At 71.1% G+C, this 20,346-nt stretch carries 21 protein-coding genes; 12 read left to right on the plus strand and 9 right to left on the minus strand.

The features are described 5' to 3' along the window. Positions 1 to 128 precede the first annotated feature (128 nt). From murQ to HNR20_RS08565, 3 genes are all read right to left on the minus strand, one after another. Positions 129 to 1,085, minus strand: a complete 957-nt coding sequence (gene murQ / locus HNR20_RS08555; protein ID WP_184177972.1) for an N-acetylmuramic acid 6-phosphate etherase — start codon at positions 1,083 to 1,085, stop codon at positions 129 to 131. Beyond that, on the minus strand, positions 1,082 to 1,996 hold the full coding sequence (locus tag HNR20_RS08560; protein ID WP_110561559.1) for a MurR/RpiR family transcriptional regulator: 915 nt from the start codon (positions 1,994 to 1,996) through the stop codon (positions 1,082 to 1,084). The genes murQ and HNR20_RS08560 overlap by 4 nt, the downstream gene beginning before the upstream one ends. Positions 1,997 to 2,070: 74 nt before the next feature. Further along, positions 2,071 to 3,087 (minus strand): NAD-dependent epimerase/dehydratase family protein, encoded by a 1,017-nt coding sequence (locus HNR20_RS08565; RefSeq protein WP_184177974.1) that lies wholly within the window; start codon positions 3,085 to 3,087, stop codon positions 2,071 to 2,073. A gap of 113 nt (positions 3,088 to 3,200) precedes the next feature. Here HNR20_RS08565 and HNR20_RS08570 point away from each other — a divergent pair, with 113 nt between their 5' ends. Beyond that, on the plus strand, positions 3,201 to 3,893 hold the full coding sequence (locus HNR20_RS08570; protein ID WP_184177976.1) for an SDR family NAD(P)-dependent oxidoreductase: 693 nt from the start codon (positions 3,201 to 3,203) through the stop codon (positions 3,891 to 3,893). On the opposite strand, the gene HNR20_RS08575 is transcribed toward HNR20_RS08570, so the two are convergent. After that, positions 3,878 to 4,567 carry a dTMP kinase gene (locus tag HNR20_RS08575; RefSeq protein WP_229687065.1) on the minus strand — a complete coding sequence of 230 codons (690 nt, stop codon included), beginning with the start codon at positions 4,565 to 4,567 and terminating at the stop codon, positions 3,878 to 3,880. The two genes, HNR20_RS08570 and HNR20_RS08575, sit on opposite strands and share 16 nt — an antisense overlap. A 164-nt stretch (positions 4,568 to 4,731) precedes the next feature. On the opposite strand from HNR20_RS08575, the gene HNR20_RS08580 reads away from it, so the two are divergent. The 5 genes from HNR20_RS08580 to HNR20_RS32225 all read left to right on the plus strand — a co-directional run bounded on the left by HNR20_RS08580 (position 4,732) and on the right by HNR20_RS32225 (position 6,783). Then, entirely contained in the window at positions 4,732 to 5,316 is a 585-nt protein-coding gene (locus tag HNR20_RS08580) for a nucleotidyltransferase (protein WP_184177977.1), read from the plus strand. Next, positions 5,313 to 5,588, plus strand: a complete 276-nt coding sequence (locus HNR20_RS08585) for a BON domain-containing protein (protein WP_110561562.1) — start codon at positions 5,313 to 5,315, stop codon at positions 5,586 to 5,588. The genes HNR20_RS08580 and HNR20_RS08585 overlap by 4 nt, the downstream gene beginning before the upstream one ends. 10 nt (positions 5,589 to 5,598) lie before the next feature. Further along, on the plus strand, positions 5,599 to 6,375 hold the full coding sequence (locus HNR20_RS08590; protein ID WP_184177979.1) for a metallophosphoesterase family protein: 777 nt from the start codon (positions 5,599 to 5,601) through the stop codon (positions 6,373 to 6,375). Beyond that, positions 6,366 to 6,509: a GPGG-motif small membrane protein gene (locus HNR20_RS08595; protein WP_165435832.1), complete on the plus strand. Its 144-nt coding sequence runs from the start codon at positions 6,366 to 6,368 to the stop codon at positions 6,507 to 6,509. Before HNR20_RS08590 ends, HNR20_RS08595 begins: the two co-directional genes overlap by 10 nt. Positions 6,510 to 6,660: 151 nt before the next feature. Then, positions 6,661 to 6,783, plus strand: a complete 123-nt coding sequence (locus tag HNR20_RS32225) for a hypothetical protein (RefSeq protein WP_260321802.1) — start codon at positions 6,661 to 6,663, stop codon at positions 6,781 to 6,783. Between the two features lie 81 nt (positions 6,784 to 6,864). On the opposite strand, the gene HNR20_RS08600 is transcribed toward HNR20_RS32225, so the two are convergent. After that, on the minus strand, positions 6,865 to 7,638 hold the full coding sequence (locus HNR20_RS08600; protein WP_184177981.1) for a M23 family metallopeptidase: 774 nt from the start codon (positions 7,636 to 7,638) through the stop codon (positions 6,865 to 6,867). A 250-nt stretch (positions 7,639 to 7,888) separates the two neighbouring features. Here HNR20_RS08600 and HNR20_RS08605 point away from each other — a divergent pair, with 250 nt between their 5' ends. From HNR20_RS08605 to HNR20_RS08625, 5 genes are all read left to right on the plus strand, one after another. Then, positions 7,889 to 9,232, plus strand: a complete 1,344-nt coding sequence (locus tag HNR20_RS08605; RefSeq protein ID WP_184177982.1) for an ABC transporter substrate-binding protein — start codon at positions 7,889 to 7,891, stop codon at positions 9,230 to 9,232. A 66-nt stretch (positions 9,233 to 9,298) separates the two neighbouring features. Continuing rightward, entirely contained in the window at positions 9,299 to 10,345 is a 1,047-nt protein-coding gene (locus tag HNR20_RS08610; protein WP_184177985.1) for a carbohydrate ABC transporter permease, read from the plus strand. A gap of 1 nt (position 10,346) precedes the next feature. Then, on the plus strand, positions 10,347 to 11,315 hold the full coding sequence (locus HNR20_RS08615; RefSeq protein ID WP_184177987.1) for a carbohydrate ABC transporter permease: 969 nt from the start codon (positions 10,347 to 10,349) through the stop codon (positions 11,313 to 11,315). A 68-nt stretch (positions 11,316 to 11,383) separates the two neighbouring features. Further along, a complete protein-coding gene (locus HNR20_RS08620; RefSeq protein WP_184177989.1) occupies positions 11,384 to 12,430 on the plus strand; it encodes a LacI family DNA-binding transcriptional regulator in 1,047 nt (348 codons plus the stop codon). Positions 12,431 to 12,464: 34 nt separating this feature from the next. Next, on the plus strand, positions 12,465 to 14,138 hold the full coding sequence (locus HNR20_RS08625) for a glycoside hydrolase family 13 protein (RefSeq protein ID WP_184188183.1): 1,674 nt from the start codon (positions 12,465 to 12,467) through the stop codon (positions 14,136 to 14,138). A 64-nt stretch (positions 14,139 to 14,202) separates the two neighbouring features. Here the strand turns inward: HNR20_RS08625 and HNR20_RS08630 are convergent, their stop codons facing one another. From HNR20_RS08630 to xylA, 3 genes are all read right to left on the minus strand, one after another. Continuing rightward, positions 14,203 to 15,621, minus strand: a complete 1,419-nt coding sequence (locus tag HNR20_RS08630) for an MFS transporter (protein WP_184177992.1) — start codon at positions 15,619 to 15,621, stop codon at positions 14,203 to 14,205. A gap of 93 nt (positions 15,622 to 15,714) precedes the next feature. Then, on the minus strand, positions 15,715 to 17,142 hold the full coding sequence (gene xylB / locus HNR20_RS08635) for a xylulokinase (RefSeq protein ID WP_184177994.1): 1,428 nt from the start codon (positions 17,140 to 17,142) through the stop codon (positions 15,715 to 15,717). A gap of 9 nt (positions 17,143 to 17,151) precedes the next feature. After that, positions 17,152 to 18,339, minus strand: a complete 1,188-nt coding sequence (xylA, locus tag HNR20_RS08640) for a xylose isomerase (RefSeq protein ID WP_184177996.1) — start codon at positions 18,337 to 18,339, stop codon at positions 17,152 to 17,154. 78 nt (positions 18,340 to 18,417) lie between these two features. Between xylA and HNR20_RS08645 the strand changes: the two genes are divergently transcribed. After that, positions 18,418 to 19,668 carry an ROK family transcriptional regulator gene (locus HNR20_RS08645; protein ID WP_184177997.1) on the plus strand — a complete coding sequence of 417 codons (1,251 nt, stop codon included), beginning with the start codon at positions 18,418 to 18,420 and terminating at the stop codon, positions 19,666 to 19,668. 11 nt (positions 19,669 to 19,679) lie between these two features. Here the strand turns inward: HNR20_RS08645 and HNR20_RS08650 are convergent, their stop codons facing one another. Beyond that, positions 19,680 to 20,333, minus strand: a complete 654-nt coding sequence (locus HNR20_RS08650) for a MarR family winged helix-turn-helix transcriptional regulator (protein WP_229687066.1) — start codon at positions 20,331 to 20,333, stop codon at positions 19,680 to 19,682. Positions 20,334 to 20,346 lie beyond the last annotated feature (13 nt).

The raw sequence follows: 20,346 nt of genomic DNA on the forward strand, positions 1-20,346 counted from the left end.
ACCACGCTGCGATCCTGGTCACTGCCAGATACGCACCGGGGGACCGGTCGGTTCATCCACGGGAGTGTTATTACCCCCCGGCCAGATGAACAATCCGAAGCCCCGTTCGCTTCCCGGGGCGTGTGACGCTAGGTGGCGAGCAGGGCGAGGGCCCCGCGCACCTGGTCGGCGGAGCGGGCCAGCGCAGCCCGGGCGGCCTCGACCTCGGCACCGGAAACCAGGGAGACAAGCGCCGTCTTGAGGTCACCGTCCGCCTCGGTGAGGGCTCGCCGGGAGACCTCCTCCGAGCAGCCGGTGGCCTCGACCAGAATCGAGATCATTCGCCCGCGGAGCTTCGCGTTGGTGGCCACCATATCGATCATGAGGTTCGAGTAGACCCGCCCCAGTCGCACCATGACAGCGGTCGAGAACGCGTTGAGCACCAACTTCTGCGCCGTGCCCGCCTTCATCCGGGTCGACCCGGTGACCACCTCGGGTCCGGTGTCCACCCCGATGAACACGTCCACCGACCGGGCGGCCTCCGCCTCCGGATTGGCGCAGAGCAACACCGTCGAAGCGCCCTTGGCGCGGGCCGCGGCGAGCGCCCCGAGGACGTACGGGGTGCGTCCGCTGGCCGCCAGACCAACCACCAGGTCACCGGCGCGCACACAACTGGCTGCCTCGACCGCGCCGCCCCGGTCGTCGTCCTCGGCGTCCTCCACGGCCCGCAACATGGCGTCCGGGCCGCCGGCGAGGTGTGCGCAGAACCAGTGCCGGGGCGAGTTGAAGGTGGGGGCGAGCTCGGCCGCGTCGAGGACACCCAGCCGGCCGGAGGTGCCGGCCCCGAAGTAGTGCACCCGGTGACCGCCGAGCAGCGCCGCGACCGCCAGGTCGACGGTGGTGGCGATCTCGTCGAGCACCGCGGCGACCGCCGCCGGCACGCGCCGGTCCGCCTCGTTGATGACGGTGAGCACGTCCCGGGTCGACATCAGGTCGAGGTCGGCGCTGAGCGGGTTACGCCGTTCGGTGGGTGCGCCCACCCGGACCGTCGGGCGGGCGGGCGGTGCTGGCATGTCCTCGTCCGGCTCCACCGCACCGGCCGTCATGCCCGCCTCCGGTTGGCACCCACCCGGTGCGACTGGACCGCCTCGGCTGTCGCTTCGAGGGCCTTGCGGGCCCGGGCCCGGTTGCGGGCGGCCACCCCGACGAAGAGGCAATCGACCACGGTGAGCTGGGCCAGCCGGCTGGCCGTCGCGCCGGAGCGGTAGGTGGTCTCCCGGGCCGCCGTGGTCAACACGAAGTCCGCCACCTCGGTGATCGGCGAGCGCGGGAAGTTCGTCAGCGCCACGGTGACGGCACCTCGCGTACGGGCCTGCTCCAGCACCTCGATGACGTCGGAGGTGGTGCCGGTGTGCGAGATGCCGAAGGCCACGTCTCCCCGGCCGAGGAGCGCGGCCGAGGTCAGCGCGGTGTGCACGTCCGGGAAGTAGAAGGCGATCCGGCCGATGCGGTGCAGCTTCTGCTGGAAGTCGGAGGCGACGAAGCCACTGGCGCCTGCGCCGTAGATGTCGATCCGACCGGCGCCACTGATCGCCTCGACGACCTGCTCGCAGGCGGCAGGGTCGAGTTGTTCGGCAGTCTCCTCGACCGCGCGGGCGTCGTTGAAGGCGATGGTGGCGATGATCTGGGCGAGGTCGGCGCCGGGCGGGATGTCTCCGCCGACCACCCGGGCGTCCGGCGGCTCGATCCGGCGGGCGGCCTCGGCGGCGAGCCGGATGCGCAGTTGGGGGTAGCCGTCCATGCCCACCGAACGGCAGAACCGGATGACTGTCGCCTCGGATGTCTCCGCGGCGGTGGCGAGGTCGGTGATGGTCCGCCGGGCGGCGGCGGCCGGGTCGGAGACGACCAGCCGGGCAACCCGCTGTTCGGCGGGCGACAGCGATGGCAACAGCCCACTGATGTGGACGATCAGCCCACCGGGCTCCTGACTCGCAGAAATCTTCGGACTCTTCGCCACGGGTGAAACTTACTTTCACCAAGCGTAAGCGTCAACTATGACAGGCCGGGTGGGGATGCAGTTGCCGGCCGGAATCACCGGTCCCGCACAGCCTGCCACTCCCGCAGTACCGCCGCCTCATCCGCCGGGTCGAGTCCACCCTGCCGTACGTCGGCCGGGTGTGCTCTCATCCAGGACGCGGTCGCCCGAACGGTGTCGGGTAGCGGACGGACCGCCAGACCGGCGTGCAGAGCCGGTCGGGCGTCCCGGTCCATCAGGCCGCCGAACTCCGGCAGCCGCACCCAGAGCGGCAACGCCCGCTCCCCCGACCACTCTCGCACGTCGTGAGCGAGCAGGAACTCCTGGTCGACCCAGGTGAGGACCGGATCGGCGACGCCCAGCCCGGCGGCGACGCCGTTCAGCAGATCGGCCCGGGACATCGCCGGCCCGATGCCGTCGTACGTGCCGCCGAGGCGGGTGTCGGCGGCATGCAGCAACCAGCCGGCCAGATCGGCCACGTCCACGAACTGCACTCGGTCGCTCGGCCGGCCAGGCGCCAGCACCTCCCCACCGGCCGACAGCCGACGAACCCAGTACGGGAAGCGGTCGCTCGGATCCTGGGCGCCGACGATCAGCCCCGCCCGGCAGATGAACGAACGGTCCACGCCCATCCGCTCCCGGACCAGCCGCTCGATGCTCACCTTGCACTCGCCGTACCAGCGGTGGTCCGGCCCCACCGGACCATCCACGTCCGGCGGGGCTGGTGGCAGCACCGGTGCGTCCGTCGCGGCCTGACCCGGGGTGGTGTTGTCCGCGTACACCGAGATCGTAGACACGAAGGACCAGTGTCCGACGTGGTCGGCAAGCGCGGCGAGCGCGTACCTGGCGTGACTGATCTGGCGGGTCACATCGACCACGGCGTCGAAGCTCTCGTCGGCGAACTGCACCAGCGCCTCGGGATCGTCACGGTCGACCGGCACGAACCGGACCCCGGTCGGCGCGACTCCGGACACTCCCCGGGCCGCACAGGTCACGTCGTGGCCCTGGTCGACGGCGAGCTGAGCCACCGTCCGGCCGAGGAACCGGGTACCACCGAGAACAAGGATCCGCATCCGATGATCCTGCGCTGCCGACGGGTGTTTCAGCCAGCCGCTCTGCTCTCGGCAGAGCGCCGGCAGCGGGCCGCCGAGAGGTTCCGGACACCCGAGGCACTAGCGTGACGCGCATGGCGGAGCGCAGCGTGTTGGTGACCGGAGGTACCGGCGGGCTCGGCGGGGCGGTCGTCGCCGCGTTCGTCGAGGCGGGCTGGCGGGTGGTCGTACCGGAGCGGCAAGCCCGGCCCGGCGCGGACCCGGCTGCGGACGGGCTGGTCCGGCCTGTCGCGGACCTGAGCGATCCGGCGGGCGCGGCGCGTGCGGTCGAGGCCGCCGCCGGGGAACCGGCGGCGCCGCTGCGGGCGGTGGTCAACCTGGTCGGCGGGTACGCCAGCGGCGGGCTGGTGCACGAGACGCCGGTCGAGGAGTTCGAGCGGATGCTCACCGTCAACCTGCGGCCGACCTACCTGGTCACCCAGGCCGCGCTGCCCCACCTGGTGGCGGCCGGCGGCGGCGCGGTGGTCTGCGTCTCGGCCCGCGCGGCGGTCGCCCCCTTCCCCGGCGCGGCCGGCTACGTGACGGCCAAGGCGGCGGTGCTGGCGTTCGCCAACGCGGTCGCGGTGGAGTACCGGTCGCGCAACGTGCGCTGCAACACCGTGCTGCCCAGCGTCATCGACAGCCCGGCGAACCGGGCCGCCCAACCGAACGCCGACCACTCCCGCTGGGTGGCCCCGGCCGAGATCGCGCCGGTGATCCGATTCCTCGCGTCGGCCGAGTCGGCCCCGACCAGCGGCGCCACCGTCCCGGTCTACGGGCGGGCCTGAGCGGCCAACGGGTCACCATCACCCTGCGCCGGCCCGGGGGACGGCGGCAGCCAGGTCCCCAGGTACGCCTGGATCTGGTCGGTCACCTCCTGGGCCGGGCGGCCCGCGTCCACCACCACGAAGCTCGGGTACTCAGGCAGGGCCCGGTAGGCGGTGTCCGCCGCGGTCAGCCAGCCCATCGTCTCGTGGTCGGTGCCGCGCTCCTCGATCCGCCGGTACGCCTCCGCCGGGTCGACGGTGAGCAGGAAGGTCACCTCCGGTTTCGGGAACAGCCGATAGCCGGCCCGGGCGAGCCGCTCCCAGCGCTGCCCGCCGTGCGCCCGGATGCTCGCGTACTGGCAGGCCGAGTAGCGGTCCATCACCGCCGTGCGGCCGGTGAGCAGGCAACTGAGCAGGGCTGCGGCGATGGCGAGCCAGCGCAGCACGGACTCCACCGCCAGCACGCCGTCGCGCCCGACGAGCCGTTGCGCGTCCGGCCGCCCGAGCCGGTGGGCGAGGCGGCCGAGCCAACGGCGCCCGCTGGCGTTGCGGCGGTACTTCGCGGGGCGGCCGGCGGCCGTCAGCGCGTCGGCCAGCCGGTGTGCCTGAGTGGTCTTGCCCGAACCGTCGATGCCGATCAGGGCGACGGTGCGCAACCGGGCCCTGCCGCGTCGCATCCCCGATGATCTGGCCACCCTCCACAGGTTATCCGACCCATGCACCGGGTCCGTGAGGTTTGTGGTGTTTCATCCCTGTTGACGCCCGACCGCGACACAACCAGGTGTGGCCGACCGTAATGCCGGGTACCGGAGTCTGAAATCCAACCGCCGGTCCACCGACCTGACGACGGGAGAACCAGATGGCTGAGCGCGGGGACGAGAGTCTGGTGCACACCCTCAAGAAGGTCGCCGCCGTGCTCAAGCAGTCCGAGATCCCGTTCGCCCTGGGCGGCAGCTTCGCCGTGTACGCCCACGGGGGCCACTCCAGCGAGCACGACGTCGACTTCCTGATCCGGGAGGCCGACGTCGAACAGTCGCTGGAGGCCCTGGTGGCCGCCGGCTTCGTCGCTCAGCGCCCACCGGAGGACTGGCTGGTCAAGGTCTTCGACGACGACCGGATGGTGGACCTCATCCATCGGCCGATCGAGACACCGGTGACCGAGGAGACGTTCGCCGACACGGTCATCCGGCCGGTGGACGCGATCCACATGCCGGTCCTGTCCGCCACCCAGCTCATGGTGCACAAGCTGCTCAGCTTCTCCCAGCACTACTGCGATTTCGCCCGCGGCCTGCCGCTGGCCCGGTCGCTGCGGGAGCAGATCGACTGGGAAAGGGTACGCAAGGAGACGCAGCACTCGCCGTACGCGGAGGCGTTCCTGGTGCTGCTGGACCGGCTGGAGGTGGTGCCGGCCGTCGGCACCCAGCCAGGAGAGGGGACATCGTGACCCATCATCGCGACATCGGCGCCGGGCCACCGGACGAGTACGTCGAGGCGGAGATCCAGAGGCTGCTCGCCGAGGATCCCGCCGTCGCCGAACAAGGGATCACCGTGGTCCGACGAGAACGCGCCCTCGTGCTCTACGGCGAGGTGGAGAGCCCGCACCGGCGTGCGGAGATCCTGCGCCGGGTGTCCGAGCGCTTTCCTGACGTGCCGATCGCCAGCGACATCGGGGTGATCCGCGCCCAGGCGCCCACGGAGATCGAGCAACTGCCCTGAGGGAGGTTCCATGGTGATCCGGATCGCCGCGGTGGGTGACGTGCATCTGGACGAGGACGTGGTCGGCCGGTTCCGACCCGCGTTGGAGGAGTTGCCGGAGTGCGCCGACGTGCTGCTGCTGGCCGGGGACCTGACCCGGCACGGCACCGAGGCCGAGGCGCGCTGCGTGGCAGAGGAGTTTGGTGGGTTGGCCGTGCCGGTCGTGACCGTGCTGGGCAACCACGACCACCAGTGTGACCAGGTGCCACAGGTGGTCAAGGTGCTCGAGGACGCGGGCATCACCGTGCTGGAGGGCAACGGCGTGGTGTTGGACTGCGCGGGTGGCCGACTCGGCATCGCCGGCGTCAAGGGCTTCGGCGGCGGATTCGCCGGGCGCTGCGCGAGTGACTTCGGCGAGCCGGAGATGAAGGCGTTCGTGCGGACCACCACCGACAGCGCGGACAGCCTCGGCGCGGCGCTGCGTTCACTGGACTGCGACATGCTGGTGGCGCTCACCCACTACGCACCGGTGCCGGACACGCTGGCCGGCGAACCGTTGGAGATCTACCCGTTCCTCGGGTCGTACCAGCTGGGGCAGGCGATCGACTCCGCGCCCACCGCGCTGGCCCTGCACGGGCACGCGCACGCCGGCACCGAGCGCGGCACGACCCCCGGAGGGGTACGCGTACGCAACGTCGCGCACCCGGTGATCAAGCAGGCGTACAGCGTCTTCCACGTTGGCGATCAACTTGACACCGACCAGGTTTCCCCGATCGGCCAGTCGGGTATTCAGAGGTCATGGAGCTGATTCTTTGGATTCTCGCAGTCGTACTCGTGGTCGCCGGCATTCTCGCGCTGTTCCGCCGGCAGATCCTGTGGGGCATCGTCCTCATCATCGTCGGGCTGTTGGTCGGCCCGGGCGGTGTCAGCATCTTCAATTGACGTTCGCACCTTGTAACACCGGGACCCGCCGGGGTCGCCGCGACCAGAGCTTCGTCCTCCCGACAGGAGCACCGGTCGCAGCGGCCCCGGCGCTTTTTCGCGGGCGCTCCCGCCTCCTGATCCCGGCCTCGGTCCGACCGCAGATGCCCCGTTGAGCCCCTGTAGAGCTGCCCCAGACCTGGGGCAGTGGGGCACGGGCGTCGCGATGGACGCGATGGACGCGATGGACGCGATGGACGCGATGGACGCCTGGGTCACCTTCGCCGCGCGGTGAACCTGTCGATCTGGCGGCTGGACACCTGACGGCCTGGTCTCCGGCGGGCGCTCGCCCGCCGGAGACCAGCGTCGCGCCCGCTCAGCAGCGGGGCACGCCGGGGATGTAGCCGTCGTGGCCGGTGTACACGTACGCGTCGGCGATGTACCTGCCGGAGCCGATCCGGTCCCAGATCGAGCTGGTGCCGTACGTGCCGGTGACCGTCGTGCCACTGGTCTGGCAGGCGATGGTCACTCGGGTGCCGTCGGCGACGGTGCCCACCGAGGCGTACCCGGTGCCGGGGCCGGAGCGGACGGTCAGCGGGGTGCCGCTGGTGTCGACCGTGCCGTTGCCACTGCCCGAGGAGCACCCGTTGTCGCTGCTGTAGCTCTTGGTGCCCCAGTACAGGGCGAGGCCGCCGTTGAACCGGACCTGGATGTCGCCGCCGTTGAGGCGCTGCTCGTAGTGCAGGTGTGGGCCGGTCGAGCCACCGGTGCTGCCAACCCAGCCGAGCACCTTGCCGTAGCCGACCGTCTGCCCGACCGAGACGTTGAAGCCGTTGAGGTGGGCGTAATAGGTGCTGTAACCGCCCCCGTGGTTGATCCGGACGTATTTGCCGTAGCTGGTGCCGCCGAGGTCGGTCACCCGGTCGACGGTGCCGGGAGCACTGGCCACCACCGGGTCGCCGAGGTCGTCGGTGCGGTTGAAGTCGACGGCGTACGCCGGGCTGTGGTTGGACCTGGTCTGCCCGGACCAGGACTGGCCGCACGGGAACGGCACCTTGAACGTCGGCGCGGCCAGGGCCGGGCTCGCCGGCGTCAGTACTCCCCCGACGAGCAGACCCGTCACCAACAGGCTGATCCACCGCTTACGCATGCAGCTCCTCCTATGTCGAAAACCTTCGATGTGGTGCCCTCAGCCTGACAGATATCGTCAATCTTCGAAAGGGTCCGAGATCCGGTCCGGGAGCGCGCCCACGAGGCGGCCTTGAGGTTTCCGGATTGTTACTCGCTCGTGTCTGACTGGGGGTGGACCGGATCGGATGCAAGCGCTTACATGTGTGCACGCCCAATCGGACCGGCGACGGGTCACCAGCACGACCGCGCCGGCTAGGAAGGAGGACGGCATGGCGGTCTTTACCAGACCACGCCAGGCCTTCGTGATCGCCGGTGTACTCGGGCTGGCGCTCAGCGCCACTGCTTGCGGTACCGGTGACGACAAGAAGAGCAACAACGCGGGCTCGGCCGAGTGCGCCGCATACGACAAGTACGAGGGTCACGACGGCAAGAAGGTCTCGATCTACGCGTCCATCCGTGACGCCGAGGCCGACCTGCTCAGGAATTCCTGGAAGTCGTTCGAGGACTGCACCGGCATCGAGATCGACTACGAGGGCAACGCCGAGTTCGAGGCGCAGCTCCCGGTCCGGGTCGACGGCGGCAACGCGCCCGACCTGGCCTTCGTGCCCCAGCCGGGCCTGGTCAAGCGGTTCGCCGACGCCGGCAAGCTGAAGTCCCTCGGGGCCGACACCAAGACGATGGCCGAGCAGAACCTGCCGGCCGACTGGCTGAAGTACGGCACCGTCAACGGCACCCTCTACGGTGTGCCGCTCGGTGCCAACGTGAAGTCCTTCGTCTGGTACTCGCCGAAGCTCTTCAAGGAGAAGGGCTGGACGGTCCCGACCAGCTGGGACGACCTGATCAAGCTCAGCGACACGATCGCGGCGAGCGGCATCAAGCCGTGGTGCGCCGGCATCGAGTCCGGTGACGCCACCGGCTGGCCGGCCACCGACTGGATCGAGGACGTGATCCTGCGTACGCAGGGTCCCGAGGTCTACGACCAGTGGACCACCCACGCCATCCCGTTCAACGACCCGCGGATCGTCGACGCGGTCAACCGGGCCGGCACGATCCTGAAGAACGAGAAGTACATGAACGGCGGCTTCGGCGGGGTGAAGAGCATCGGCACCACCGCCTTCGGTGAGGCCGGCCTGCCTGTCACCACCGGCAAGTGCGCCATGCACCGGCAGGCGTCGTTCTACGCCAACCAGTTCCCCGAGGGCACCAAGGTGGCCGAGGACGGTGACGCCTTCGCGTTCTACTTCCCGGCCATCGACACGGCCAAGGGCAAGCCGGTGCTCGGCGCGGGCGAGTTCGTCGTCGGCTACACCGACCGCCCCGAGGTGCAGGCGGTGCAGACCTACCTCGCCTCGGCCGAGTACGTCAACAGCCGCGCGAAGCTCGGCAACTGGGTCACGGCGAACAACAAGCTGGACATCGCCAACGTCGCCAGCCCGATCGACAAGCTCTCGGTCCAGATCCTCCAGGACAAGAGCGGCATCTTCCGCTTCGACGGATCCGACCTGATGCCGGCAGCCGTCGGTGCGGGGACGTTCTGGAAGGGCATGGTCGAGTGGATCAACGGCAAGGACACCGCGTCGGTGCTCCAGGGCATCGAGAGCAGCTGGAAGTGATCTGAGCGGTGGGCCGGTCCGCAGCCGCGGGCCGGCCCACCGGCGGATCTGGACCTGGGAGGGTCGATGGAGTTCGACTTCGCGGAGGAACAGCCGAAGTTCCTCATGCTGATGTACGGGCTGATCGCTTTCGTCGTGGTGGTGGGCGGTCTGCTCCTGCTTCTCGACGTGGTGCCGGCCTGGTTCGCTCGGCGCCGGGAGGCGCAGCTGGTTGCCGCGTCCGCCAGCGGTGCCCCGCTCCCCCGCCGACGCAGGCAGGGGGAGGGACTCTTCGCGCTCTTCTTCCTGCTGCCGACGCTGCTACTGCTCACGGTCGGGTTGGTCGTTCCGGCCATCCGCACCACGCTGCTCTCCTTCATGGATGCGGGCAGCACCAACTGGGTGGGGCTGCGAAACTACGGCTGGATGTTCTCCGACGACTCGATCGTCCGGGTCCTGATCAACACCCTGGTCTGGGTCGTTCTGGTCCCGCTGATCGCGACCGGGTTCGGCCTCATCTACGCCGTACTGGTGGACAAGGCCCGGTTCGAGGCGGTGGCCAAGTCACTGATCTTCCTGCCGATGGCCATCTCCTTCGTCGGCGCGAGCATCATCTGGAAGTTCGTCTACGCCTATCGCGGTGAAGGCGACCAGATCGGTCTGCTCAACCAGATCGTGGTCAGCCTGGGCGGCGAGCCGAAGCAGTGGCTGCTCGAATCACCCCTGAACACGCTGCTGCTGATCGTCATCATGGTCTGGATCCAGGCCGGTTTCGCCATGGTGGTGCTCTCCGCCGCGATCAAGGCGATCCCCGGCGACATCGTCGAGGCCGCCCGGCTCGACGGCGTCAGCCCGTGGCAGATGTTCTGGCAGATCACCATGCCGAGCATCCGGCCGGCGCTGATCGTCGTGGTGGTGACCCTCACGATCGCCACGCTCAAGGTCTTCGACATCGTCCGGACCGCGACCAACGGCAACTACGACACCAGCGTGATCGCCAGCGAGATGTACAACCAAGCCTTCCGGTACGGCCAGAACGGGCAGGGCTCCGCGCTCGCGGTCTTCCTCTTCATCCTGGTCATCCCGGTCGTGATCTACCAGATCCGCAACCTCCGTCAACAGCGGGAGGGCTGAGATGACGACCGCAACGCCGACCGTCGCCGCCGGCACCCAGAAGACCGACGGCACCCCGTCCACCACCGCCGGCCGGGTCCGTAAACGGCTGAACAGCCGTACCGCGACGCTGGTCTCGATCGTCATCGCGGTGGTCTGGACCGTCCCGACCTTCGGTCTGTTGATCTCCTCCCTCCGACCGGAGGACGAGATCAAGACGACCGGTTGGTGGACGGCGTTCACCAGCCCACAGTTCACGTTGGAGAACTACCAGCAGGTTCTCTTCGGACGGTCGTCGTCCTCCGGGCAACTCGCCAGCTACTTCATCAACTCGCTGGCGATCACCGTTCCGTCGGTGCTCTTCCCGCTCGCCTTCGCGTCCCTCGCCGCGTACGCGCTGGCCTGGATCAAGTTCCGCGGCCGGGACTGGCTCTACATCGCGATCTTCGCGTTGCAGATCGTCCCGCTGCAGATGGCCCTGGTGCCACTGCTGAAGTTCTTCTCCACCGGCGTCACCCTCGGCGGCGTCACCCTGATGCCGGCCTGGGACCTGGTCGACGAGCAGAAGTTCGCGCAGGTGTGGTTCGCGCACACCTGCTTCGCACTCCCGTTCGCCGTCTTCCTGCTGCACAACTTCATCTCGCAGCTGCCCGGGGACCTGATGGAGGCGGCCCGGGTCGACGGGGCCACCCACCCGAAGATCTTCCGGACCATCGTGCTGCCGCTGATCACCCCGGCGCTGGCCGCCTTCGGCATCTTCCAGTTCCTCTGGGTCTGGAACGACCTGCTGGTGGCGCTGATCTTCGCCGGTGGCGGCAACGAGACCGCCCCGCTCACCGTCCGGCTCGCCGAGATGGCCGGCACCCGGGGCAACGAGTGGCAGCGGTTGACCGCCGGCGCGTTCGTCTCCATCGTCGTACCGCTCATTGTCTTCCTGTCCCTGCAGCGCTTCTTCGTGCGAGGTCTGCTCGCCGGCAGCGTCAAGGGCTGACCCGCTCGTCCACCGTCGCCCGGCCCCTCGGGCGGCGGTGGACGAGCCGGGCACCGAGCGGGGGAACCGTGACGAGGATCGATGATGTCGCCCGGTTGGCCGGGGTATCCACGGCCACCGTCTCGCGGGCCCTGCGCGGGCTTCCGACGGTCTCGGCCGCCACCCGGCGCAGGGTGCTCGCCGCCGCCGAACAGCTCGACTACGAGGTCTCACCGAGCGCGTCCCGGCTCGCCGGTGGCCGGACCGGCACCGTCGCGGTGGTGGTCCCCCGGATCACCCGCTGGTTCTTCAGCACCGTCGTCGAGGCGGTCGAGGAGTACCTCCACCAGTCCGGCTACGACCTGCTGCTCTACAACCTGGGCGGCCGGGAGCAGGTCCGCCAGCGGGTCCTGCGTACGGCCAACCTGCACAAGCGGGTGGACGCCATCATGCTCGTCGCCACACCACTGCGGCCGGCCGACCTGACCGCGCTGGCCAGCCTGGAGCTGCCCGGCGTGACCATCAGCTCGGGGAGCAGGGTGCCCAACTGGCCGTGCGTACGGATCGACGACGTGGCGGCCGCCCGGGCCGCCACCCGGCACCTGATCGACCTCGGCCACCACCGGATCGCGCACATCTCCGGCGACCCGGACGACGAGTTGGCCTTCACCACCCACCTCGACCGACGCCGCGGATACCAGGCGGAGCTTCGCTCCGCCGGCCTGCGGCCCGACCCGAGCCTGGACGTCGAGTCCACCTTCACGATCGACGGCGGCAACCGCGCCGCCGCCGAGTTGCTGGCCCGCGGCGAGCCGCCGACCGCGATCGTCGCCGCCTGCGACGAGATGGCGATGGGCGCGATGACCGCGGTGCGCGACGCCGGGCTGCGGGTGCCGCAGGATGTCAGTGTGATCGGCATCGACGACCACGATCTGGCCGGCGTGCTCGGGCTCAGCACCATCGCCCAGCCTGCCGCCGAGCAGGGCCGGTTGGCCGCCCGGATGCTGCTCGACCCGCTCGGCGCCAGCCCGCTGGGAGCGACCGTGCGACAACGGAGCACCGGTTGCGACACGCCGGTGATCCTGCCCACTCGGTTGGTGGTCCGGGACTCGACCGCACCGCCCCGGGCACACTGAACCCACCACCCACAGCTCGATACGGGAGAAGACCCTGAACACCGATCCGACGCAGCAGAACCCCTCCGGTCACCCGATCACCGGTTGGTGGACCGAGGCGACCATCTACCAGATCTACCCCCGTTCGTTCGCCGACTCGGACGGTGACGGGATCGGTGACCTGCCCGGCATCACCGCCCGCCTCGACCACCTGGTCGAGTTGGGCGTGGACGCGGTGTGGCTTTCGCCCTTCTACCCGTCGCCGCAGGCCGACGCCGGCTACGACGTGGCCGACTACCGCGACATCGACCCGCTGTTCGGCACCCTCGCCGACGCGGACAAGCTGATCGCCGAGGCTCGTTCCCGCAACCTGCGGGTGATCGTCGACCTGGTCCCGAACCACACCTCCTCGGCGCACCGCTGGTTCCAGGCAGCGCTGCCGGCCGCGCCGGGCAGCCTGGAACGGTCGCGGTACATCTTCCGAGATGGCCTCGGCCCGGCCGGTGACCAGCCGCCGAACGACTGGCAGAGCGTCTTCGGCGGCCCAGCCTGGACCCGGACGGTGGGCCCCGACGGGCAACCCGGCCAGTGGTACCTGCACCTGTTCGACACGGGGCAGCCGGACCTCAACTGGGACAACCCCGAGGTGCACGCCGAGTTCCTGGACGTGCTGCGGTTCTGGCTGGACCGTGGGGTGGACGGCTTCCGGGTCGACGTGGCGCACGGCCTGATCAAGCAGGCCGACCTGGCCGACTGGCAGGAGCCGCAGGAGATCCTCTCCGGCAACGAGGTCGACAAGCCGCGCCCGCCGATGTGGGACCAGGACGGCGTGCACGAGATCTACCGGCAGTGGCGGCAGGTTCTGAACAGCTACCCCGGCGAGCGGGTGCTGGTCGCCGAGGCCTGGGTGGAGCCGGCCGAGCGGCTCGCTCGCTACGTCCGCCCGGACGAGATGCACCAGGCCTTCAACTTCGAGTACCTGCTCGCCGCGTGGACCGCACCGGCCCAGTACGCGGTGATCACCCGCTCGCTGGAGGCGACCGACTCGGTCGGCGCGCCGACCACCTGGGTGCTGTCCAACCACGACGTGGTGCGGCACGCCTCCCGGCTCGGCCTGCCGATCGGCACGGTACGGCCCAACGGCATCGGCATCGGCGACCCGCAGCCGGACGCCGCGCTCGGCCTGCGCCGGGCCCGGGCGGCCACGCTGCTGATGCTCGCCCTGCCCGGCTCCGCGTACCTCTACCAGGGCGAGGAGCTGGGGCTGCCCGAGCACACCACACTGCCCGACGAGGCCCGGCAGGACCCGACCTGGGCACGCAGCGGGCACACCCAGCGCGGCCGGGACGGCTGCCGGGTGCCGATCCCGTGGGAGGCCGACGCCCCGTCCTACGGCTTCGGCCCGACCGACGCGAGCTGGCTGCCGCAACCCTCGCTCTGGGCGGAGTACGCGCTGGACCGCCAGCGCGACGTGCCCGGCTCGACGTACGAGCTGTACCGGGCCGCGCTCCGGTTGCGCCGTGCCCACGGGCTGGGTCGGGGCACCCTGGAGTGGGTGCCCTCCGGCGACGAGGTGCTGACCTTCCGCAACGCGGGGCTGACCGTGCTGACCAACTTCGGTGACGCCCCGGTTCCGGTGCCGGCGGGCGCCGAGGTGCTCGCCACCAGCGCACCCCTGGACGACGACGGCGCGGTCCCGACCGACGTGACCGTCTGGCTGCGCGGCTGACCGCAGATCCGACCGGCCCATCCCGTCGACCCATGCTCCCGAGCAGGCCGGCGGGGTGGGCCTGTCAGAGGCGGTCGGCGCGGGCTTGCAGCAGGTCGTGCACGTTGTCGATGTCCGCCGGCGAGGTCCGTGAGGCGAGCCAGTACATGACGCCGGTGGGTATGAAGAAGAGCTGGAACGCGGCCAGCCCGACCGCGAAGTTCAACGGCGGCGGGAATGCCGCTCGCAATCCCTGGAACGCCACCCCGACCAGCCCGTTGCCGGCCGCGCGACCGACCCCGTTGACCAGGTTGCCCAGGCTGTAGACCGTGCCCCGGTGCTCCGGCGGGTTCACGTCGGCGATCAGCGCGAACCAGTTCGGCGAGTTGGCCGAGGTCAACGCGAGCGCGACGATCGCGGTGAGCAGGCTCAGCCCCACCGACGGCTCGGTGAACACACTGGACAGCACCGCGCCGACCACCGCGCCGCCGCTGGCGCCGTCCGGCACGTCGATGGTCACCGGAACGAAGAACAGCACCAGGTAGAACGGCAACGCCGCGAGGATGCCGACGGCGGCGACCAGGGCCCGCCCTCTCGGCGTACGCCGTTGCACCGCGTCACCGATCAGCCCGCCCACGATGGAGAGCACCCCGCCGAGCTGGAACAGCGTGGCGAAGACGCTGCCCACCACCACCGCGGTCGACGTCGAGTAGCCCTGGGCCTCGGCCCGCTCGGCGAAGAGCACCGGCAGCCACACCAGCGACCCGAACGCGGCCTGCGCGGTCAGACCCTGCAGGATCAGCCACCGGTTGGTCCGTCGGGCCAGGATGCGGGGCAGGTCGGCACGGCTGATCCGATAGTCGTACTCGGCGCCGGCGTCCAGCCTGTCGGCCAGCTCCGGCTCGCTCTGGCCCCGCCGGATGTCGTACGTGAACAGGTAGGCCAGGGTGGCGATCAGGCCGACGCCGGTCAGGGTCAGGAACGGCCGCCGCCAGTCGGTAGCCCCGAGCAGCCCACCGACGAGCGTGCCCGCCAGGGTGCCGACCCCCTGGGAGAGGCCCCAGAAGCTCATCACCAGCCCCCGCCGGGTCGGTGAGATCAGATCGGTGACCACCGAGAAACCCACCGAGCCGACCGCGCCGAGACCGACCGCCGCGACCAACTGTGCGGCCAGGAACGTCAGGTAGCCACCCGCGAGCGCGCTGCCGCCGGTGCCCGCCGCCCAGACAAGCGTGCCCACCATGAGCAGCGGCTTGCGATTGGTCCGGTCACCGACGTACGCCCAGCCGACCGCGGCGACCGCGCTGACCAGGAAGCTGACCGCGGTGACCAGACCGAGCAGCCGCCCCGACACGTCGAAGGCGTCGGAGATCGGGCCGTACAGCGGCGGGACCAGCCCGATCGCCACATTGTCCAGCGAGGCGAGCAGCACGAACACCACGACGCTGTACAACCGGTGCCCCGGGCCACCGCCCCGGCCGTGCCCGCCACTGGTCACCGTCATGACGGGCAGCCAACCAGACTCCGCTGCGGAGGTTGTCACGCGGGTGGGTGCCGGTCGACTTCCACCGGCACCCACCCGCGTCGATCCCGAGTCTCAGCGTCGGTCGAGGACCAACCCGCGAGCCGCCGCGTACCGGTCGCGCACGGCGGGGACGGGCTCGGCCGCGTACTCCTCGGTGCCCTCGACCGCCCAGGTTGGCGGCGTGGGACCGCCCAGGGCGACCCAGGCGGCCTGCCGGGCGGCGCCGTCGGCGACGTACTCCCCGGCCGGCGGAACGACGACCGGGCAGCCGAAAACCTGCGGCGCGATCCGACGCACCGCGGCCGACCGGGCTCCGCCGCCGACCAGGATGACCCGGCGGACCGTGGCACCCTGCGCGGTCAGTGCGTCCAGGCCGTCGGCGAGCGCGCAGAGCATGCCCTCCACGGCAGCCCGCGCCAGGTGCGCGGGGGTCGACGTGCGCAGGGTCAGCCCGTGCACCGCGCCGGTGGCGAGCGGCCGGTTCGGCGTCCGCTCACCCTCCAGGTAGGGCACCATGACCAGCCCGTCCGCTCCGGCTGGGGCGGAGAGGGCCAGCTCGGCCAGCTCGTCCAGGTTGACGCCGAGCATCGCGGCGGCGGCATCCAGCACCCGGGCCGCGTTGAGCGTGCAGACCAGCGGCAGGAAGCGACCGGACGCGTCGGCGAAGCCCGCCACTGCTCCGCTCTCGTCGGCGGCCGGCACGTCGGCGACGCTGAACACGGTGCCGGAGGTGCCGATCGAGACGACCACGTCACCCGGGCCGGCGCCGACGCCGAGCGCGGCGGCGGCGTTGTCCCCGGTGCCCGCGCCGAGCAGCGCGCCGCCCGGCCCACCCAGCCCGTCGGCCAGCTTTCCCGCCGACTCCCCCGGACCGAGCACCTCGGGCACCACCAACTGTCGGCCGAAGCCCCGCTCCAGCAGGTCCGGTCGGTAGTCGCCGGTGGCTGGCGACCAGTACCCGGTGCCACTGGCGTCACCCCGGTCGGTGCGCAGCGCGCCCAACCCCGGCGCGCCGGCCAGCCGCCAGGTCAGCCAGTCGTGCGGCAGGCAGACGGCGGCCACCCGGGCTGCCAGCTCCGGCTCGTGCGTGGCCAGCCACCGCAGTTTGGTGATGGTGAAGCTGGCGACCGGCACACTGCCGGCGGCCTCGGCCCAGAACCGACGCCCGACCGCGCCGCCGCCGGCCTCCTCAACGAGATCGGCGGCGGCGTCGGCGGATCGGGTGTCGTTCCACAGCAGTGCCGGGCGGACGACCCGGCCGTCCTCGTCGAGGCACACCATGCCGTGCTGCTGGCCGGCGACGGAGATCGCCGCCACGTCGGCCAACCCGCCGGCCTGGTCGACGGCGCTACGCAGCGCCTGCCACCAGGCTTCCGGATCGACCTCGGTGCCGTCCGGGTGTGGTGCCCGGCCCTGCCGGAGCAGGGCACCGGTCTCCGCGTCCCGGATGACCACCTTGGAGGACTGGGTGGACGAGTCAACGCCTGCGACCAACGGCATGGCGGGGCCTCAGCGGGCGCCGAGCAGGTGCTCGACGGCGAGCTGGTTGAGCCGGACGAAGGCGAAGCCCCGGGCGGCCACCGCGTCGACGTCGACATCCTCGAACGCGGACCGGTCGGCCAGGAACTCGTCGTAACCCTCACCCGCGCCGAGCGTCGGCGTGTTCAGGTCGCCGACCTTGCTGGCGGCGAGCGCCTCGACCACCTCGGGGTCGGCACGGAACGCCGCTGCCCGCTCCTTGAGCAGCAGGTAGGTGCTCATGTTGGCGGCCGCCGACGCCCACACCCCGTCCATGTCCTCGGTCCGGGAGGGCTTGTAGTCGAAGTGCCGGGGGCCGTCGTAGGTCGGGCCGCCGTTCGGGCCGCCGTTCTCCAGGAGGTCCACCAGGGCGAACGCGTTCATCAGGTCGCCGTGGCCGAAGACCAGGTCCTGGTCGTACTTGATGCCGCGCTGGCCGTTGAGGTCGAGGTGGAACAGCTTGCCCTGCCAGAGCGCCTGGGCGATGCCGTGGGCGTAGTTGAGCCCGGCCATCTGCTCGTGGCCGACCTCCGGGTTGAGGCCGACCAGCTCCGGGTGGGCCAGCTGGGAGATGAAACCGAGCGCGTGCCCGATGGTCGGCAGCAGGATGTCGCCGCGCGGCTCGTTGGGCTTGGGCTCCAGGGCGAACCGCAGGTTGTAGCCCTTGTCGATGGAGTACTGGGTGAGCAGGTCAACGGCCTCGCGGTAGCGGTCCAGGGCGGCGCGGACGTCCTTGGCGAGGTCGTACTCGGAGCCCTCGCGGCCACCCCACATCACGAAGGTGCTGGCACCCAGCTCGGCGGCCAGGTCGACCTGACGCAGCACCTTGCGCAGCGCGTAGCGGCGGACGTCGCGGTCGTTGCTGGTGAAACCGCCGTCCTTGAAGATGGGGTGGGTGAAGAGGTTGGTGGTCACCATCGGCACCACCAGGCCGGTCTCGTCGAGGGCCTTGCGGAACCGGGCGATGTGCTGATCGCGGGTGGCGGCGTCGGCCCCGAACGGGATCAGGTCGTCGTCGTGGAAGGTGATGCCGTACGCGCCCAGCTCGGCGAGTCGGTGCACTGCCTCGACCGCGTCGAGCTCGGGGCGGGTCGCGTCACCGAACGGATCGCGGGCCTGCCATCCGACGGTCCAGAGCCCGAAGGAGAACTTGTCGGCGGGAGTGGGACGGGGTGCCATGAGCGACCTCCGGGGTGGTGTTGTCCGCTATTTGTTCAGCCATTGAATTATTTGCCCGCCGTATGGCACTGTCAAGGGGTGAGCCTCACCCACGCCCCGGCCGGCGCAGTCCGTCAGGGCAGTCTGCGCGAGCTCAACCTCGCCCTGGTGCTCGGCCGGATCGCCGCGGCCCACCGACCTCCGTCCCGAGCCGACCTCGCGACCGCGACCGGCCTGACCAGAGCCACCGTTTCCGCGGTGGTCGAGGACCTGCTCGCCGGCCGGTTGGTCAGCGAGTCCGACCCGGCACCCCGCGCTGGCGCCGGCCGCCCGGCACGCGGGCTGGTCCTCGCCGACCAGGGGCCGGCCGGGCTCGGCCTGGAGGTCAACGTCGACTACCTGACGGTCTGCGTGGTGGACCTCGCCGGCCAGGTCCGGCATCGCACCGTGCACCGGGCCGACCTACGCCCGGTGGCCCCCGCAGACGCCCTCGCCCGACTGGTGGAGATGGCCGGGGCGGCCCGCGACGACGCTGCCCAGCAGGGCCTCACCCTGATCGGGGCCGCGCTCGCGGTGCCCGGCCTGGTGGACGACACCGGGGTGGTCCGGCTCGCACCGAACCTCGGCTGGCGGGACGTGCCGGTGCCCGCGCTGCTCGCCGAGCATCCTCCGCTGATCGAGCAGGTGCCCGGCATCCCGGCGCTGGTGGTGGACAACGAGGCCAACCTCGCCGCACTCGGCGAGCTGCACTCCCGGCCGCCCGGCCCGTCCAGCTTCCTGCACATCTCCGGAGAGGTGGGCATCGGTGCCGGCATCGTGCTGGATGGGGCACTGTTCCGCGGCGTCCGCGGTTGGAGCGGCGAGATCGGGCACCTCCCGGTCCACCCCGAAGGCCGTCCGTGCCGCTGCGGCGGGCAGGGCTGCCTGGAGCAGTACGCCGGCCAGGAGGCGATCGTGGCCGCCGCCGGACTGGCTCGGGCGGAGCTACCCGCGGACACCGCGACGGCGCGGCTCGCCGAGCTGGCCGAGGCCGGCGACGCGGACGCGCTGCGGGCGCTGCACGACGCCGGGACGGCACTCGGCGTCGCGGTGGCCAGCGTCGTCAACCTGCTCGACCTGGACACCGTGGTGCTCGGTGGCGGTTACGCGGCGCTGGCGCCCTGGCTGTGCCCACCGGTGCTCGCCGAGATCGCCGGCCGGGTGCTCACCGCCGCCTGGTCGCCGGTCACGGTCCGGCCGTCGACGCTCGGCGCGGAGGCCGCCGCGGTGGGTGCCGCCGGCTCGGTGGCCCGCCGAATCGTCGCGCAGCCCGCCGGCTGGCTGTCCGTCTGTGGGTCGGCGCCGGTGTGATCGACGGGTGATCAGGCGGTCCGCGCCACCGGTGGGTCCCCGGCCGGCCAGTCCCGATTGGTGCCGATCGACCGTTCCGGGCCGCCCGACGGGCCCGCCCACACCGTGCGGGTCTGCCGGTCCGGATCGACCGACCAGTCCCTCGATCGCACCGTGGGCCGGTCCGGGTCGTCCGGCCAGTCCCCCTGCCCCGACTCGCCCGCCGCCGAAGCGCTCTGCGCCTGCTGCCGGCGAGCGCTCTCGTCGAATTCCCGCATTCCGCTCAGCAGCGCGTCCCGGCCCTCTGGGCTCATCTTGGCCAGCACGGCGGCGAGCTGCGCCTGACGGTCGGCCCGCAGCTCGGCGAGGAGTCGGCGGGCCTCCGGGGTGAGGTGCAGCGCGATCTCCCGCCGGTCGAATCGGCCCGGCTCGCGCTCCAGCATGCCGGCGGCGACCAACCGGTCGCAGAGACGGCTGGCGGAGCTGAGCAGCATGTCGAGCCGGGTGGCGAGCCGACGCAGGTTGATCCCGTCGTGCTGCTCCACCACCATCACCGCCCGTAGCTGGGCACCGGAGACGCGGTTGGCCGTCCCCTCCCGGGCGGATTCCCAGATGCCCAACAGGGCAGCGGCCGCCTCGTCCAGTTCGGCAGCCATACTCTTCTCGGGGTCCGTCGGACCGTTCATCTCGGTCATGGTG

Origin of the sequence: Micromonospora parathelypteridis (assembly GCF_014201145.1) — a bacterium.
Taxonomy (GTDB): Bacteria; Actinomycetota; Actinomycetes; order Mycobacteriales; family Micromonosporaceae; genus Micromonospora; species Micromonospora parathelypteridis.